This is a genomic window from Clostridioides sp. LIBA-6822 (assembly GCF_056688955.1).
Window position 1 is genome coordinate 299,110 of sequence record NZ_CP196995.1, and the last position, 17,276, is coordinate 316,385.

Consider the following 17,276-nt stretch of genomic DNA (forward strand, 5'->3'; position numbering starts at 1 on the left):
GAAAATATGAAAAAAATATTAATAACTGGAGGAGCAGGCTTTATTGGGAGTAACTTTGCACATTATATACTCAATAAGTATGTAGATTATTTTATTGTTAATTTAGATTTATTAACATATGCTGGTAATTTGGAAACACTAAGAGAAATACAAGATAAGCCAAATTATAAATTTGTCAAAGGAGACATCTCAAACAAGGAGCAGGTTTATAAACTATTTGAAGAAGAAAAATTTGATATAGTTGTTAACTTTGCTGCTGAATCTCATGTGGATAGATCAGTTGAAAATCCACAGCTATTTATCCAAACAAATGTTATGGGAACACAAGTACTTTTAGATGCATCCAGAAAGTATGGAATAAAAAGGTATCATCAAATTTCTACAGATGAAGTTTATGGTGATTTGCCAATTAATAGAAAGGATTTATTTTTTACAGAAAAATCAGCTATTAACCCAAGCTCACCTTACTCAGCATCTAAGGCAGCTGCAGACTTATTGGTAAGTTCTTACTACAGGACATATGGACTTCCAACAACTATATCTAGGTGCTCTAATAATTATGGACCATATCATTTTCCTGAAAAATTGATTCCACTTATGATTTTAAATGCTCTTGAAGACAAACAATTGCCAGTATACGGTAATGGGGAAAATATAAGAGACTGGTTGCATGTATACGACCATTGTACTGCTATAGATTTAATAATACATAAAGGAAAAATTGGTGAGGTTTATAATATAGGTGGTCATAATGAAAGAAGTAATATAGAGGTAGTAAAGAGTATATTAAATCTTTTAGGTAAATCTGAGGATTTAATATCCTATGTAAATGATAGACCTGGTCATGATTTAAGATATGCTATTGACCCATCTAAAATAGAGAATGAGCTAGGTTGGAAGGCAAAATATGATTTTGATTTAGGCATAAAAGAAACGGTTAAATGGTATGTAGAACATGAATATTGGTGGAAAGCTATTTTATCAGTTTAATTTTGAAGTTTATAAAATTTAGAAAGGGGAGTTTTATATTGAATGATATAAGTTCACTAATTAATCTATTGGCATTGAGTCAATTATCTGGTAGCAACACTGCAAATCAGTGTAACTGTACATATAATAATTCATCTGGGTTTGACATGATTATGATGACCTTATTAAAAGCAATATCACAAAATAATCAACAGACTTCTAATGTATACAATTTATTATCTAGTTCTGAAAAGTTATTTAATGAGCTTGATAATGTAGTAAATAATACAACTAGTAGATTTATAGATGTTGATACAAAAGATAAAAGTGTAAAGACAAGAATTGAAAATGCTTTAGAGCAAGCATCAAAAAAATACAATGTAGATTCGAATCTTATAAAAGCAATAATTAAAGTTGAATCAGATTTTAATCCCAATACAGTTTCTTCTGCTGGAGCTAAGGGTCTTATGCAACTTATGCCAGAAAATTGCAGAGACTTGGGTGTTACAGACCCTTTTAATATAGAACAAAATATAGATGCAGGAACTAGACATATTAAAGAATATATAGATATGTTTGGAGGTAGCATAGAAATGGGACTGATGGCATATAATGGTGGTCCTGGAAGGATGAAAAGTAGAGGGGTAGAATCTATTTCAGATTTGTATAAAATGCCAAAAGAAACACAAAATTATATTCCTAAAGTTATGAAATATTATAGAGGGTAGGATTTATCATGGGTATAAATATAGATAAGCTAAATATAAGTCCAAGTAGAAATATAGAGGTTAAGAAAACAAAGGAAAAAAATAAGTTTTCTGACAGCCTAAACTTTGTAAAACAATCTTCTTCATTAGATGATATAAAAAGAAATTTAGAAAGTGTAAAAAAGGCTGGTGAAAGGCTTGTACTTACTCAAAATTATGGAGATATTAATAGTTATAAAAATGCTGTAAAAGAATATCTAAAATCTGTCGTAGATAACATGTATTCACTTGATAAAAATAGTAGTTTTTGGGAGCATCAGTATTATAAGAATGTAAAGATTGTTGATAATAAACTTGAAGAGATGACTAGTGAGTTACTTAGTGAAGAAAAAGAAAATATAGATATTGTTTCTACTGTTGATATGATACAAGGCTTGTTGATAGACATGTATAGATAAGATTACACAAGGAGAAACGTTTTATGAATAGTAAAAAAGAGGATATATATGAATTGAATTTTGGACAACTAATAGAAGAAAAGACTGGAGTTATAGAAGAAAATCAAAATGTTTTTAATGCAAAAGTAAATGTATCTGTTTCTATAGGAAAAACAACAGAAACAATAAGAAATATATTAGGTTTAAAAGAAGGCTCTATAATAAAACTAAATAAGAATGTAGATGAGAAATTAGATATATATGCAAATGATAGATTGTTTGCTTATGGAGAAAGCATTATTACAAATGAGAAATTGTCTGTAAGATTGTCTAAAATAGAAGATTCAGATATAAATTAACATTTTAAATAGTATCCCTTTAGGTTATTCTGTATGAGTTTAGCTAAGGGGATATTTTTATAAAAATTTTAAAATGTATGTGAATTATATAAATGTTTTTATTTTCTGAGCGATAACTAAAATATAAGAATGTAATTTTGGAGGTGAAACTATGGATATTAAAAATGTGAGTTCAAATATTGTAATAAATAATTATTTAAAGAACACATCTGATGTAAAAAAAGTACAAGAAGTTCAAAAAACTAATAAAACAGACAAGATAGAACTATCTAAATTTGCAAAGGAAATGGCGAGCGTATCAAATATGAATGATGAGACTATTAGAAATAAAAAAATAGATGAAATAAAAAATGCATTGGAAAGTGGAACTTACAAAATAAAACCAGAAGAAATTGCTAAAAAAATGATAGAAGATATGCGAGGATAAAGTCATGATTACAGACTTAAAAGTTATAATATATGAAGAAAAAAAGATACTTAGTAATATGATGGAATTATTAAAAGAACAATTTGATTATATAGTTGTAAAAGATATAGAAAATTTAAATAGGTTAAATCCTAAACTAGAAGATATCAGTAGAGAACTTGCATCTACAGAGATAAAGAGAAGACAACTTCTTAATGATGATGTTCCAATGAGTGAAGTTGTTGAAAATAGTAATGATGAATATTTAAAAGAAATATATACAGATTTAAAGCATATTATTGCTTTAGCTAAAAATCAACAAGAGTCAAATGATTCTCTAATAAAAAAAGAACTTATATTTACGAAAAAGATGATTAATTTTATAAAGCCAGTTGATAAACAAACTACAACTTATAATTCTTATGGAAATATTAGAAAATAGATATTGGGAGGAGAAATATGGCAGGATTATTTTCCATTTTAAATACAGCTAATTCAGGTATGAATGCGCATCAAAAAGCAATACAGACAATTTCTCATAATATAAGTAATCTAGATACAGAAGGTTACTCTAGGCAAAGGACTGAATTTGCTACAAATAGTCCAATGTATATGCCCAGCTTGAATAATGCAATTGGACGAGGTCAGCTGGGTACAGGTGTACATGTAACAGATGTAACAAGGGCTAGAAATAGTTTTTATGATTATCAATTTAGAGCAGAAGCTCATAAATATGGTAAGACAGTTTCAAAGTATGACTATTATAATACTATAGAAACTATAATAAATGAACCATCAGATTATGGAATATCTGTAGGTATAGATGATTTTTTTAAAGGATGGGAATCATTAGCAAAGGATATAAATAGTGACAGTAAAAAAAGCCTCGTGGTAGAAAATGCATCAAATTTAGCAACTTTAATAAGTGAAAGTTATAAGAAGCTTGATAAGTTAAAAGGAGATATAGATGATAATATAAACTCTGAAATAAAACAAATAAATGATATGTTAAAAAGTCTTGAAGATTTGAATAAATCTATTGATGTTATATCTGGCTCTGGTTCTACTCCAAATGATTTACTTGATGAAAGAGATAGAATATTAGATGACTTAAGTTTTAAATTAGACCTTGAAAATAGTGATGTTAAAAATATGCTTGCAGATGGTAAATTAGAACTTAATGAATTAAAAAATGTAGATGGAACTTGGAAAACAGGTGTATCAGGAACATTACAAGGTTTGTTTGAAATGCATGGTAAGGTTGATACATATAAAAGTGATTTAAAAGATGTGTCTGATGGATTAGCTAAACAGATAAATGATGTTTATAATACCTCCGCTGGAATAACCGTAACAGATTTTTTTATAACTTCAAATGTAGCTGGTGAAGATATCATAAAGGTAAATCCAGCTATAAAGAATAACCCAAATGAATTAAAGCTTACTGCTGATGAGGCTTCAAAAATTGCTAAGTTAAAGGATGAAAAAATAGATATTGGGGTAGGTGGTGGAAAAGTAAGTACAATAAGTGACCACTATAAAGCTTTTGCAGAATCAGTAGGTTTAGATTCTAAAAAAGTAAATCAAGATGAAGTGAATCAACGAAAAATTATAAATAATATTGATAGCTCACGAATGAGTGTTTCAGGTGTATCCCTAGATGAAGAAATGACAGAGCTTATAAAAGTACAACGTTCCTATCAAGCTAGTGCAAAAGTTATGTCAACAGCTGTTCAACTACTGGATGTTGTAATAAATGGAATAATTTAATAGAAGGGGGAATTTATAATGAGAGTTAGTACAGGTATGATGTCTAGTAGTTATCTAAACTCGCTACAAGATAATCTACAAAGATTAGATAAGGTTAATAGACAAGTTAATACAACAAAAGAAATAAACAAATTATCAGATAATCCGTATAAAGCAATAAAAATATTGAACTCAAAGAGTGAAATAAAAACTATGGAGACTTATGTTGAGAATTGCAAAGATACGGGCGATTGGTTAGAAACTACTGATACTGCATTAGACCAACTTGGTAAATTACTATCAGATATAAAGAAAACTTTGGTAGCAAGTGGTGATGGTGCATATTCAGAGGGAGAGCTAACAACCCTTAGTAAAGAAACTAATGAAAAAATGAAAGAAATTGCAAATGCTTTAAATGCGACACATGAAGGGAAATATATATTTTCAGGTTCAAATACAGGTATACCACCTGTTGAATGTATAGATAATGCTGATGGCTCAGTGAGTTTAAAGTTTAATTCTAGTATAAATCTTAATAAATTAAATGATTCTTTGAGTATGGACATAGCTCAAGGAATAAGTGTAGATTACAATGTTAAATTGAGTAGTCTTGGATTTGACCCAACACAGGCTGACCCATTTAAAGAGTTAAATAACATATCAAAAAAATTGGCAAATCCAGATGCTGATGCTATAAAAGAGCTGACAACAACTTGTCTAGGTGATATGGAGAAACTAATAGAAAATACAGTAAATGTTAGGTCTATATATGGAACAAAAGCAAATACAGTAGAGGCTATGAAGGAGAAAAATGATGATAGCTTGATACAGTTAAAGGATATTCTTTCACAAAATGAGGAAATAGATTATGGAGAAAAGCTTGTTCAATTAAAGGCAGCAGAGTTAACTTATCAAGCTTCACTACAAACAGGAGGAAAGTTATTTAATGTATCTATATTAGATTACATATAGTAAAATAACGCAGATATGATGAAGGTTACATTAAAAAAAGGAATACTAGGATTTGAAGATTTAAGAGAATATGAACTTTTAGATATAGAAAATAATGATGTTTTAAAAGAATTTAATTCTACTGAAGAAGATTGTATAGGATTCATTGTTGTATCACCATTTGAAATTATGAATGAATATGAAGTATTTTTAAGTCAAGAGACAATTGAAAAACTAGATATAAAGTCTCCAAATGAGATTATGTTATTTAACATAATCACTGTTGGAAGGACACTTGAAGAATCAACTGTGAACATGAAAGCTCCTATAGTAATAAATATAAGAAATAATTTTGCAATGCAAATAATATTACCGGATGAGGAATATTCAATCAAGCATCCACTATTGCGAGGTGATGGTGGGTGCTAGTAATTTCAAGAAAAAAAGATGAAGCAGTACTTATAGGAGATAACATAGAAGTCAAAGTTGTAGGAGTAGATGGAAATAATATAAAACTAGCTATATCTGCTCCTAATAACATAACTATATTGAGAAAAGAAATATATGAGAAAGTAAAAAGTGAAAATATAAAGGCCACAAATAAAAATATAAAAATTCTAAAATCATTAAAATAAAATGTTTGGAGGAAGTAGTATTATGTATGGAGAAAATCCTTATAATTCGTACAAGCAAAATGCAGTTTTTATGGCATCAAAGGAGCAACTGTTGCTTATGCTTGTTGATGGCACAGTAAAATATACAAAAATAGCCAGAGCAGCTATTATAGATAAAAATACACAGAGAGCACATAGAGAGCTTATAAGAGTTCAGGATATATTTACAGAATTGATGGTTACATTGGACCAAAGCGCAGGGCAATGGGCAAAAGATATGTACAAAGTTTATGATTTTGTAAGATATGAACTTTCAAGAGCCAATATTAGAAAAGATATTAAAATAATAGATAATGTGTTACCTGTAATAGAACAAATTAAAGATACATGGCATGAAGCTGATAAAAAAAGTAAAGAAGAAAGAAGTAGGTATAAATAATGGATTTAAATTTAGATAAACTAAATGAGTTATCACAAGAAGAGTTATTACTACTGCTTGTAGATGGGACAGTAAAATATACTAATATATCAAGGGATGCACTTTTAGATAAGGATTATTTAAAAGCACATAATGAACTTGTAAGAGTTCAAAATATATTTACAGAACTAATGACTACATTAGACCAAAATGCAGGGCAATGGGCAAAGGATATGTATAAGGTTTATGAATTTACAAAATCTGAATTAATAAGAGCTGATGAAAATAAAGATATTAAAATAGTTGATGATATATTACCAATAGTAAAACAAATCAGAGATACATGGCATGAAGTTTATAATAAATTAGAAATATAATTATAGATGGGGGGATAAATATATGTCGAGTATAAGTCCTATAAGAGTTACAGGCCTTTCAGGAAATTTTGATATGGAAGGTATAATAGAAGCTAGTATGACAAGAGATAAGGAAAAAGTTGATAAAGCAAAACAGGATCAACAAATAGTTAAATGGAAGCAAGAAATATATAGAAATATTATACAGGAATCAAAGGATCTTTATGATAAATATCTAAGTATAGACTCTCCTAACAGTATAGTAAGTAAAAATGCATACTCTGCTACAAGAATAACTAGTTCTGATGAAAGTATTATAGTAGCAAAAGGGTCAGCTGGTGCAGAAAAAATAAATTATCAGTTTGCAGTTTCTCAAATGGCTGAACCAGCAAAAGTGACTATTAAATTAAACTCAAGTGATCCTATTGTTCAACAATTTCCACCAAATGCTAGTGGAGCTAGTTCTTTAACTATAGGAGGTGTAAATGTACCTATATCTGAACAAGATACTACAAGTACTATTGTAAGCAAAATAAATTCACTTTGTGCAGATAGCGATATAAAGGCTTCTTATAGTGAGATGACAGGTGAATTGATTATTTCGAGAAAACAGACTGGTTCGTCATCAGAACTTGATTTAAAAGTAAATGGGAATGATAATTTAGCTCAACAAATTGCTGATGATAATGGTATTACATTTGGAACTGATACTAGTGGAAGTAAGTTTGCAGTAGTAAATGGGAAGAATATGGAAGCTGATGTAACTGATGAGCAAGGAAGAGTAACGCATATAAGTAAGGAACAGAACTCATTTAAAATAGATAATATTGATTACAATGTAAATTCAAAAGGTACTTCCAAACTAGTTTCTATTACTGATACTGAAGAAGCTACTAAAAACATGAAGGCATTTGTAGATGATTATAATAAGTTGATGGATAAGGTTTATGGACTTGTTACTACTAAAAAACCAAAAGATTATCCTCCTCTTACAGATGATCAAAAAGAAGACATGACAACTGAGGAAATAGAAAAATGGGAAAAAAAGGCTAAAGAAGGTATACTTAGAAATGATGATGAACTAAGAGCTTTTGTTGAAGATATTCAATCTGCATTTTTTGGAGATGGAAAAAATATTTCTATATTAAGTAAACTAGGGATAAATGAACATGAGAACTATAATAAGAAAGGTCAAATATCATTTAATGCAGATGATTTTTCAAAAGCTCTTATAGATGATAGTGACAAAGTGTACAAAACTTTAGCTGGGTATTCTTCAAATTATGATGATAAAGGAATGTTTGAAAAACTAAAAGATATTGTATATGATTATTCAGGAAGCTCATTTTCTAAACTTGTTAAAAAATCTGGGATAGAAAAGACTTCTTCTGCCAGTGAAAATGTATATTCAAAACAAATTGCAGAGCAAGAGAAAAATATAAACAGACTAGTTGAAAAAATGAATGATAAGGAAAAAAGTCTTTATGCTAAATATTCAGCTTTGGAGTCTTTATTAAATCAATATTCTTCTCAGATGAACTATTTCTCACAAGCACAAGGTAATTAGTCATGGATAAATTAGAAGAAAAAATAAATTTATATAAAGATATATCTTTACAAATTATAGCCCTGATTAAAAAAGAGGAGTATAAAAATATAAGTAATAGGATAAATGAGAGGCAAGATATTATAAATAGTATAAGTGAAGTGGATAAAAATGATTTTATACAGCTTTATAATGATATGGAATTAATTGAAATTGATGATAGAATAAGAAACTCTTTACAAGAGCAGTTGTCAGAGGTAAAAAAAGAGTTACATGAGTACAAGCTTACTAAACAAGTAAACACGATGTACTATAGCTTAAATAGAGAAAAAGTAAATATTTTTAATAAAAAAGTATAAAGTTATATGTGAGCTTGTCCGATTATATAAATGAAGAATTAATATAAAAAGTGAAAAGTAGAAATGACAAGGATGTCAACTATACTAAGGAGGGTAAAATAATGAGAGTTAATACAAATGTAAGTGCTTTGATAGCAAACAATCAAATGGGAAGAAACGTAAATGCTCAAAGTAAGTCTATGGAGAAGTTATCTTCTGGGGTTAGAATAAAGAGAGCTGCTGATGATGCTGCTGGACTTGCAATATCTGAGAAAATGAGAGCTCAAATAAAAGGTTTAGACCAAGCAGGAAGAAACGTTCAAGATGGTATATCTGTTGTACAAACAGCAGAGGGTGCATTGGAAGAGACTGGAAATATACTACAAAGAATGAGAACTTTATCAGTACAATCTTCAAATGAAACTAATAATGCCGAAGAAAGAGAAAAAATAGCTAATGAGTTATCACAACTAAAAGATGAAGTTGAAAGAATATCAAGTTCAATAGAGTTTAATGGTAAGAAACTACTTGATGGAAGTTCTACAGAGGTAAGATTACAAGTTGGAGCTAACTATGGAACAAATGTTGCAGGTACAAGTTATAATAACAATGAAATAAAAGTTGCACTAGTAAACACTGCAAGTATAATGAGTTCAGCTGGAATAACAAGTTCTACAATAGCAAGTATGAATGTAGATGGAACTTCAGGAACTGAGGCAGCTAAACAAATGGTATCTAGCTTAGATGCAGCTCTTAAAGAATTAAATACATCAAGAGCTAAATTAGGGGCACAACAAAACAGACTAGAATCAACTCAAACTAACTTAAGTAATACTTTAGAAAATGTTACAGCTGCTGAATCAAGAATAAGAGATACAGATGTAGCTTCAGAAATGGTTAACTTATCTAAAATGAATATATTAGTTCAAGCATCACAATCAATGCTTGCTCAAGCTAATCAACAGCCACAAGGAGTTTTACAATTATTAGGATAAAATAATTTTGTATATTAGATAGAGAAGAAAGAGTAGGGCTTTGCTTTACTCTTTTCTTTTTTAGAAAATATATCTTTGAAAGGAAAATACATATGTTACTTAGTATAGTTATGGTTGTCAAAAACGAAGATAAGATACTTGAAAAAACTTTAAAATCATTAACCACATTAAGAAGTTCTGTAGATAGTGAGCTTATAATAGTCGATACAGGTTCTACAGATGATAGTATAAAAATATCTAGAAAATATACAGAAAATGTATATTTTCATAATTGGAATAATGATTTTTCTAGTATGAGAAATATATCAATATCCTATGCCAAGGGTGAATGGTTACTTATATTAGATGCAGATGAAATACTAATTGATTCTTCAACTATTGTAAGCTTTTTTAAAGATGGGCTTGATAAAAAATTCAATTCTGCTTCTATACAATTAAAAAACCTTTACTCATATGATAAAAAATCATATGGATATTGTTCAGTACTAAGACTTTTCAAAAACATTGACTTTAAATATCGTGGTAAAGTACATGAACAACCAATGTACAAAAATCCTATATTTAATAATGTTGCTAATTTTGAACATTATGGATATTTATTTGAAGATGAAGAAATAAGGATAAACAAAGTAAAAAGAAATGAAGCATTATTATTTGAAGAGTTAAAAGAGAATGAAAGTTCTCCATATATAAATTATCAGTTAGGTAAAAATTTTATTATATTAGGAAAATATCAAGAAGCTTTAGATTATCTTGAAAAATCTTATGAATTATACTCTGAACTAGAATCTGCACCTGGTTACTTGATAACAAGCCTTGTAAAAACATATTTATATTTAGGAAAGCATAAGAAGTGTGAAAAATTATGTCTAAAATACATTAAGAAAGATATGAATAATATTGATATATATTATTATATGGCGCGAGCGCAAGTAGATTTAGGTAAATATGAGAATAGTATAGATTCGTATAGAAGATATCTTTATTTGTTAGATAATTATGAAATAAGTACACAAGCAAATAGTTTATTTTCAGATACTGATACTGTAGGGCTTAGAGATGAAGCCATTATTACGCTAATAAAAGTTTATTATAAGCTTGAAAAATATGATTCAGTAATTTTGGAATACAACAATATTGAAGATATTGAAAAAAGGAAAAATGTGTATTTTAGTGTATTTATGTCCTTATATAAATTAAATAGATTTGAAGATATAAAAAAATATTATAAAGAAGTTCCAAATTCTAAGGTTGAAAAAAATAGTTTTTATAGAAATATAGAAGAAGTTATCAATAATCTCAAAGACGATGAAAAAGAGTATGTATATAAAACTCTTTGTGATATTGAAGGTAATTATGGTCTTTTAAATCAGATAAGAATAAATAAATATGTATCTATAGATAGACGCAAAGAAATACTCAATGAAGAAAAAGAAGTAATTTATGCGTATATTATAAAAACAGTTTTTGAAGAACGTATTGATTTGTTAGATATTTTTTATGAAATGGAATATGTATGGATAGAGAAATATCTAAAATATCTTTTAGCTTTTGAAAGAAGTTTTAATCTAAAACTATATAAATACATAATTAATCGTCCAAATACATCAGAAATAGAAAAGATAAGAGTATATAAAGTTATATCTAAAGTAGTTTTAGAAAACATTAGTTTAAGTGACGAAAAGTATAAGGATATTTTTTATCTTTATATAATGTACTCTTATAAATACATAAAATACATATATAGTAATCTAAATGATTTTGAATTAATAAAGTTTGTTTGTAATGATTTAGATAAATTTACTATAGAATTTAAACATATACTTGATATTAAAAATAAGGTAAATGATGATAATGAAAAATTAGAATATATACGTAATCTGAAGAAATTACTAAATGAATATCCTTTTTATAATAAAATAATAAAAATACTTATAAATGAATTTGAAGAAACTGTAAAAGAAAGTCAAGAATTTAAAGAATTAAAAAATAGCTTTATTATTAGTATAGAAAATATGATTGAAAATGGGAAAATAAATGATGCAAAATTATTAGTAGAAGACTACTCAAAAACATTTATGGATGATGTACAAATTTTAAATATAAAGGGAATTTTATATCTGTTTGAAGATAAGCTTGATGAAGCTGATTTTATATTAAAAAAGGCATTATCATTAGATGTAGAAAATGAAGATACTATATATAATATAGAATACTTAAAAAGTTTAAGATAAACTCAAAAATAGGAGAATTGGAGAATGAATACACCAATAATGGTTAATGAAAAATCTAAGGATATAATAAAAGATTGGCAATGTACATGTGAAAATGAAGATATAAAATTTACAAGTATAATTATATTGACATACAATCAAATAGAATATACTAAATTATGTATTGAAAGTATTAGAAAATTCACGCCCAAAAATAAATATGAAATAATAATAATTGACAATAACTCTTCTGATGGGACAGTTGATTGGCTAAAGGAACAATCTGATATAAAATCTGTATATAACAACAAAAATTTAGGATTTCCAAAAGGGTGTAACCAAGGTATAGAGTTGGCTAAGGGTGAAAACATATTATTATTAAATAATGATGTAATAGTTACTCCTAATTGGCTTTATAATTTGGACAAAGCTTTATGGTCACAAGATAATATAGGAGCTGTAGGACCAATAACAAATGCATGTTCATACTATCAACAGATTGATGTTGACTATAAATCAATTGAGGATATGTTTATATTTGCACAAAAAATAAATAAATCTGACATTAACTCATGGAAATATAGAATTAAACTAGTTGGTTTCTGTATGTTAATAAAGAAATCCGTAGTAGATAATGTGGGTGTTTTAGATGAGCTATTTACACCTGGAAATTTTGAAGATGATGATTTGTCTTTTAGGATGTTGGAAGCAGGCTACAAGCTATTATTATGCCAGGACACTTTTATACACCATTTTGGAAGTGTATCTTTTAAAGAAAATAGCAATAAATATACAGATATAATGAATATTAATAGAAGAAAATTTGAAATTAAGTGGGGATTCAATTCAGAATATAGTGGAATAATAAGAAATGATTTAATTTCTAAGATAGATAATGATTTAGAGGAAAATATTAATGTTTTGGAAATAGGATGTGGTATGGGAGCAACGCTTTTAGAAATAAAAAATATATATAAAAATTCATCAGTATATGGAATAGAAATAAGTGAATCTTCAGGTAAATTAGCAAGAAATAGTGCAAATGTGCTAATAGGAAATATAGAGGAAATGCAATTAGATTATGAAAAAGAATTCTTTGATTATATAATATTAGGAGATGTTATAGAACATTTAATAGACCCATGGAAGTTAGTTAATGAGTTGAAAAAATATTTAAAGAAAGATGGTTACTTACTGTCAAGTATACCAAATATTATGCATGTATCTGTTTTGAGAAATCTTGTACAAGGGAGCTTCACATATGCTGATTCAGGAATTTTGGACAGGACTCATTTAAGATTTTTTACCCTAAGCGAGATAATAAAAATGTTTAATAGTAGTAATTACATAATAGACAATGTCAGTTCTACTAGAATTCCACTTTCAGAAGATGACAATAAATTTGTTGATACAATGTGTAAAGAAAGTAATGAAGGTTTTAGAGTGCAGTATGAATCTTATCAATATATAGTAAAAGCCACTAAATGTTTAGATACTAAGAAGTATGATAGCATTAGTATGGTTAATTTAAAATACGCCTTAATGAGAATCGATAATGAGTTAGATATAGATAATAATTTGAGTTATGTATTTGATAATTATAACATAACTTATGAGTGCTTTATTGATGATATTGAATATCTAATTGATATGTTTATAATAAACAAGAAAAATGTGTTAAATAGGTTAGGCGTGGAAGCATTCAATAGAGGCATAGGAGATTTTAGTGTTCAAATGTTTATGATGGCATTAAATATGGATAAAGATGATATTGATACGATATATAATATAACTAATGTATTTTGTGAGTTAGGAGAATTTGAAGCTGCTTATAACTTAATTATAAATAGTAGTGGCAAAGTACAGAGTGAAAATGATATACAAGAGATACTTTATTTTATTGAGGGTAAAAAATATGAATAATGAAAAGATATGTTTTATAACTTGTGTAAATAATGAAAGGCTTTATGAGGAATGTCTTTTATATATAAATAACTTAGATGTACCTCCAAATTTTAGTATAGAGACGATTGCTTTAAGAGGAGAGAGTTCTATTACATCTGCGTATAACAAAGCTATTAGAGAAATAGATTCTAAATATAAAGTATATTTACATCAAGATACTTTTATAATTAATAAGAACTTTATATATGATATTTTACATATATTTAAAAATAATATAGATATAGGAATGATTGGTGTAGCTGGAGCTAAAGATATACCTATAAGTGGGATTTGGTGGGATTCTCATAACAAAGTTGGAAAAGTTTATGATAGTCATACAAGTAAAATGGATCTTTATGAATTTAGTAATGTTGAAGAACTGATTAATGAAGTAATGGTTGTAGATGGATTAATTATGATTACTCAGTATGATTTATTTTGGAGAGAAGATAAATTCGATGGATGGCATTTTTATGATTTGTCACAGAGTATAGAATTCAAGAAAAATAACTACAAAGTTGTTGTACCAAAGCAAGATAAACCTTGGTGTATGCATGATTCAGGTGTAGCCAATACAAATAATGGATTTGAAAAATACAGATTGAAGTATATAGAGGAATATGATGAGGAGATATACTCAAATTTACCACTTGTAAGTATACTTATACCTACATATAATGAAATTAATTTTTTTTCTCAAGCATTAGAATCAGCTTTAAATCAGACTTATAAGAAGATAGAAATAGTTATAGGTGATGATAGTACCAATAGAGATGTCAAAATTTTAGTTGAAAAATATATGTCTAAGTATAAAAATATAAGATATATTGATAATAATGGTCCCTTAGGTGAAAAAGGAAAAAGAAATATGGAAAATTTATTTAAAGAAGCTAAAGGAGATTATGTAAATTATTTAATGCATGATGATTTATATATTGAGAATAAGATTGAGAAAATGATGAATTATTTCCAAAATGATAAATCTTTAACTTTAGTTACATCAAGTAGATATCTAATTGATGAAGAAAATAATATACTAGATACTTTATCGATAGCTGTGGATACAAATATGAAATTTGAGGATAGAGAGGCAATAGAACTTATACTATTGAATTTGAAAAATTTTATAGGTGAACCAACTACTGCTATATTTAAAAAAAATATAATAGATGAAGAATTAATCGATTTGGATGGTAATCAACTTACATGTCTAGCTGATGTCGGAATATGGATTAAAATATTATCAAAAGGAAGCATGGTTTACATAAAAGAACCTCTAAGTGCATTCAGATATCATGAAAAACAAAATACATATAATCAAATTATACAAAGTGGTAGTGCAGTAGACTGGTATTATGTAATCAAATACTGTTATGAAAATAAAATACTTGATAAGGAAAGGAAATACTTTGACAATATTATAAGTCTATGGTTTGATAAATATATAGATTTAATGAATGCTATATATGAGTATAAGCCATTAAGTAATGAAATAGATGAATATGAAAGAGTAAAAGGGGATATAGATAATCTTTTGAAAAATTATATGTTGAATTAAATCTAAATTTTTATATTGCAGGGGAAAATAGTTAGATGAGACATAAGTACAACATAGAGTTAGAAAGGGTAAAAATTAGACCTTTAGAAGGAAATGATATTGAATCTTTGAGAGACTTGAGAAATAAGAAACACAACAGAGTATGGTTTATAGATTCAAATAAAGTTTCAAGTAGTGATCAAAAAAAATGGTTTGAGAGTTATAAAAATAAAAAGAATGACTTTATGTTTATTGTAGAAGAGACAATAAATGAAGGGATTATCATAGGAAGTGTAGCTTTATATAATATTAATGAGGAGATACGAAGTGGAGAATTTGGACGTCTTATTATTGATGGTAATACTGCACAAAGAGGATTAGGATATGATGCGACGATGGGAGCTTGTATAATTGGATTTGAAGAATTGGGTTTAGAAAAAATTAATTTAGAGGTGTATAAAGCAAATTTAAAAGCAATAAAAATATATAAAAAAATTGGATTTATAGAAATTGAATATGAGAAAGATACTGATATTATGCACATGGAATTAAATAAAGAAAGTTTTATTATCAAAAGAAAAGAGAGGTAGTTGGTGATGGGAATACAACTTTTTAAACCATCGTTTAAGATTGATGAATGTTTAGAAGAAATTCGAGAATGTTTAGAAAAAGGCTGGACAGGGTTGGGATTTAAAACTGTTGAGTTTGAAAAGAAATGGAATGAATATACAGGACATAAAAACTCCCATTATTTAAATTCAGCTACAGCAGGTCTTCAACTCGCAATTAAAATCTTGAAACTTGAGAATAATTGGGATGATGGAGATGAAGTTATTTCAACTCCACTTACATTTGTATCCACAAATCATGCCATAATGCATGAAAAATTAATACCACGTTTTGCAGATATAGATGAATATTTGTGTATTGACCCTGTTGATGTTAAAAAGAAGATAAATAGAAAAACTAGGGCGATTGTTTTTGTAGGGTATGGTGGAAGAGTAGGTAGACTTAAAGAAATAATAAAAATATGTAAGGAATATAATTTGAAGTTAATTTTAGATGCTGCTCATATGTCAGGTACTAGAATAGAAGGTGTATTTCCAGGAACATTAGATGGGGTAGATGTAGCAGTGTATTCTTATCAAGCAGTAAAAAATTTACCAACAGCTGATAGTGGAATGATTTGTTTTAACAATGAAGATTTAGATTGTATGTGCAGGAAATTTACTTGGCTTGGAATAAATAAGGATACTTATACAAGAAGTAGTAGTGAAGGTATATATAAATGGGAATACGATGTCGAATATTTAGGATTCAAGAACCATGGAAACTCAATAATGGCAGCAATTGCTTTGGTACAACTAAAATATTTGGATTCAGACAATGAGTATAGAAGAGAATTATGTAAATATTATGATGAACTTTTTGCAAGTAATCCCGATGTAAAACCAGTACCAGCTTCCTATAGTGATGAGTGTTCTTATCACATTTATGCAATAGAAGTGGATGATAGAGATAATCTTATGTTAGCTTTAAATAAAGCAGAAATTTATCCAGGGGTACATTATAGAGACAATACGGAGTATAAAATGTACTCATATGATTATGGTAAGTGTCCAAATGCCAACAAAGTGTCCAAAAGAATAATTTCTTTACCACTTCATATGTATTTAACAAAAGAAGATATAAAGTACATAGTAGAAGAAATAAATAAATTTACAAAGAAGGGTTAAA

20 protein-coding genes are annotated in these 17,276 nt (G+C 27.8%); all 20 read left to right on the forward strand.

Translation table 11 applies throughout. The features are described from left to right. Window positions 1-6: 6 nt before the first annotated feature. The 20 genes from rfbB to ACTG48_RS01820 all read left to right on the forward strand — a co-directional run bounded on the left by rfbB (window position 7) and on the right by ACTG48_RS01820 (window position 17,275). Window positions 7-990 (forward strand): dTDP-glucose 4,6-dehydratase, encoded by a 984-nt coding sequence (gene rfbB, locus ACTG48_RS01725; protein WP_479917928.1) that lies wholly within the window; start codon window positions 7-9, stop codon window positions 988-990. A 38-nt stretch (window positions 991-1,028) separates the two neighbouring features. Beyond that, window positions 1,029-1,697 (forward strand): lytic transglycosylase domain-containing protein, encoded by a 669-nt coding sequence (locus ACTG48_RS01730; RefSeq protein WP_479917929.1) that lies wholly within the window; start codon window positions 1,029-1,031, stop codon window positions 1,695-1,697. An 8-nt stretch (window positions 1,698-1,705) separates the two neighbouring features. Continuing rightward, a complete protein-coding gene (locus tag ACTG48_RS01735; protein ID WP_479917930.1) occupies window positions 1,706-2,134 on the forward strand; it encodes a YaaR family protein in 429 nt (142 codons plus the stop codon). 23 nt (window positions 2,135-2,157) lie between these two features. Further along, on the forward strand, window positions 2,158-2,472 hold the full coding sequence (locus ACTG48_RS01740) for a FliM/FliN family flagellar motor switch protein (RefSeq protein ID WP_479917931.1): 315 nt from the start codon (window positions 2,158-2,160) through the stop codon (window positions 2,470-2,472). 151 nt (window positions 2,473-2,623) lie between these two features. Continuing rightward, window positions 2,624-2,899, forward strand: coding sequence for a flagellar biosynthesis anti-sigma factor FlgM (gene flgM / locus ACTG48_RS01745; RefSeq protein ID WP_054268788.1), 276 nt, complete (start codon window positions 2,624-2,626; stop codon window positions 2,897-2,899). Between the two features lie 4 nt (window positions 2,900-2,903). Then, the gene (locus ACTG48_RS01750; protein WP_479917932.1) at window positions 2,904-3,320 is read left to right on the forward strand and encodes a flagellar protein FlgN; all 417 of its coding nucleotides are present in this window, start codon (window positions 2,904-2,906) and stop codon (window positions 3,318-3,320) included. A 17-nt stretch (window positions 3,321-3,337) separates the two neighbouring features. Then, on the forward strand, window positions 3,338-4,648 hold the full coding sequence (flgK, locus tag ACTG48_RS01755) for a flagellar hook-associated protein FlgK (protein ID WP_479917933.1): 1,311 nt from the start codon (window positions 3,338-3,340) through the stop codon (window positions 4,646-4,648). Window positions 4,649-4,666: 18 nt separating this feature from the next. Then, entirely contained in the window at window positions 4,667-5,599 is a 933-nt protein-coding gene (locus ACTG48_RS01760) for a flagellin N-terminal helical domain-containing protein (RefSeq protein ID WP_021382616.1), read from the forward strand. A gap of 15 nt (window positions 5,600-5,614) precedes the next feature. Then, entirely contained in the window at window positions 5,615-6,007 is a 393-nt protein-coding gene (locus ACTG48_RS01765; protein ID WP_479917934.1) for a flagellar assembly protein FliW, read from the forward strand. Then, the gene (gene csrA / locus ACTG48_RS01770) at window positions 6,001-6,213 is read left to right on the forward strand and encodes a carbon storage regulator CsrA (protein ID WP_021382614.1); all 213 of its coding nucleotides are present in this window, start codon (window positions 6,001-6,003) and stop codon (window positions 6,211-6,213) included. The genes ACTG48_RS01765 and csrA overlap by 7 nt, the downstream gene beginning before the upstream one ends. Window positions 6,214-6,235: 22 nt before the next feature. Beyond that, window positions 6,236-6,631: a flagellar export chaperone FliS gene (gene fliS / locus ACTG48_RS01775; protein ID WP_479917935.1), complete on the forward strand. Its 396-nt coding sequence runs from the start codon at window positions 6,236-6,238 to the stop codon at window positions 6,629-6,631. Beyond that, on the forward strand, window positions 6,631-6,987 hold the full coding sequence (gene fliS / locus ACTG48_RS01780; protein WP_479917936.1) for a flagellar export chaperone FliS: 357 nt from the start codon (window positions 6,631-6,633) through the stop codon (window positions 6,985-6,987). Before fliS (ACTG48_RS01775) ends, fliS (ACTG48_RS01780) begins: the two co-directional genes overlap by 1 nt. Window positions 6,988-7,009: 22 nt before the next feature. Further along, entirely contained in the window at window positions 7,010-8,533 is a 1,524-nt protein-coding gene (gene fliD, locus ACTG48_RS01785) for a flagellar filament capping protein FliD (protein ID WP_479917937.1), read from the forward strand. Between the two features lie 2 nt (window positions 8,534-8,535). Further along, window positions 8,536-8,871: a flagellar protein FliT gene (locus ACTG48_RS01790; RefSeq protein ID WP_479917938.1), complete on the forward strand. Its 336-nt coding sequence runs from the start codon at window positions 8,536-8,538 to the stop codon at window positions 8,869-8,871. Window positions 8,872-8,972: 101 nt separating this feature from the next. Beyond that, window positions 8,973-9,845: a flagellin N-terminal helical domain-containing protein gene (locus ACTG48_RS01795; protein WP_479917939.1), complete on the forward strand. Its 873-nt coding sequence runs from the start codon at window positions 8,973-8,975 to the stop codon at window positions 9,843-9,845. A 92-nt stretch (window positions 9,846-9,937) separates the two neighbouring features. Beyond that, window positions 9,938-12,079 carry a glycosyltransferase gene (locus ACTG48_RS01800; RefSeq protein WP_479917940.1) on the forward strand — a complete coding sequence of 714 codons (2,142 nt, stop codon included), beginning with the start codon at window positions 9,938-9,940 and terminating at the stop codon, window positions 12,077-12,079. 24 nt (window positions 12,080-12,103) lie between these two features. Continuing rightward, complete coding sequence (locus ACTG48_RS01805; protein ID WP_479917941.1) at window positions 12,104-13,981, forward strand: glycosyltransferase; 1,878 nt, start codon at window positions 12,104-12,106, stop codon at window positions 13,979-13,981. Further along, entirely contained in the window at window positions 13,974-15,560 is a 1,587-nt protein-coding gene (locus ACTG48_RS01810) for a glycosyltransferase (RefSeq protein ID WP_479917942.1), read from the forward strand. Before ACTG48_RS01805 ends, ACTG48_RS01810 begins: the two co-directional genes overlap by 8 nt. A 35-nt stretch (window positions 15,561-15,595) precedes the next feature. Next, complete coding sequence (locus ACTG48_RS01815; RefSeq protein ID WP_479917943.1) at window positions 15,596-16,129, forward strand: GNAT family N-acetyltransferase; 534 nt, start codon at window positions 15,596-15,598, stop codon at window positions 16,127-16,129. A gap of 6 nt (window positions 16,130-16,135) precedes the next feature. After that, window positions 16,136-17,275, forward strand: a complete 1,140-nt coding sequence (locus tag ACTG48_RS01820) for a DegT/DnrJ/EryC1/StrS family aminotransferase (RefSeq protein ID WP_479917944.1) — start codon at window positions 16,136-16,138, stop codon at window positions 17,273-17,275. The last annotated feature ends 1 nt before the right edge of the window (window position 17,276 follow it).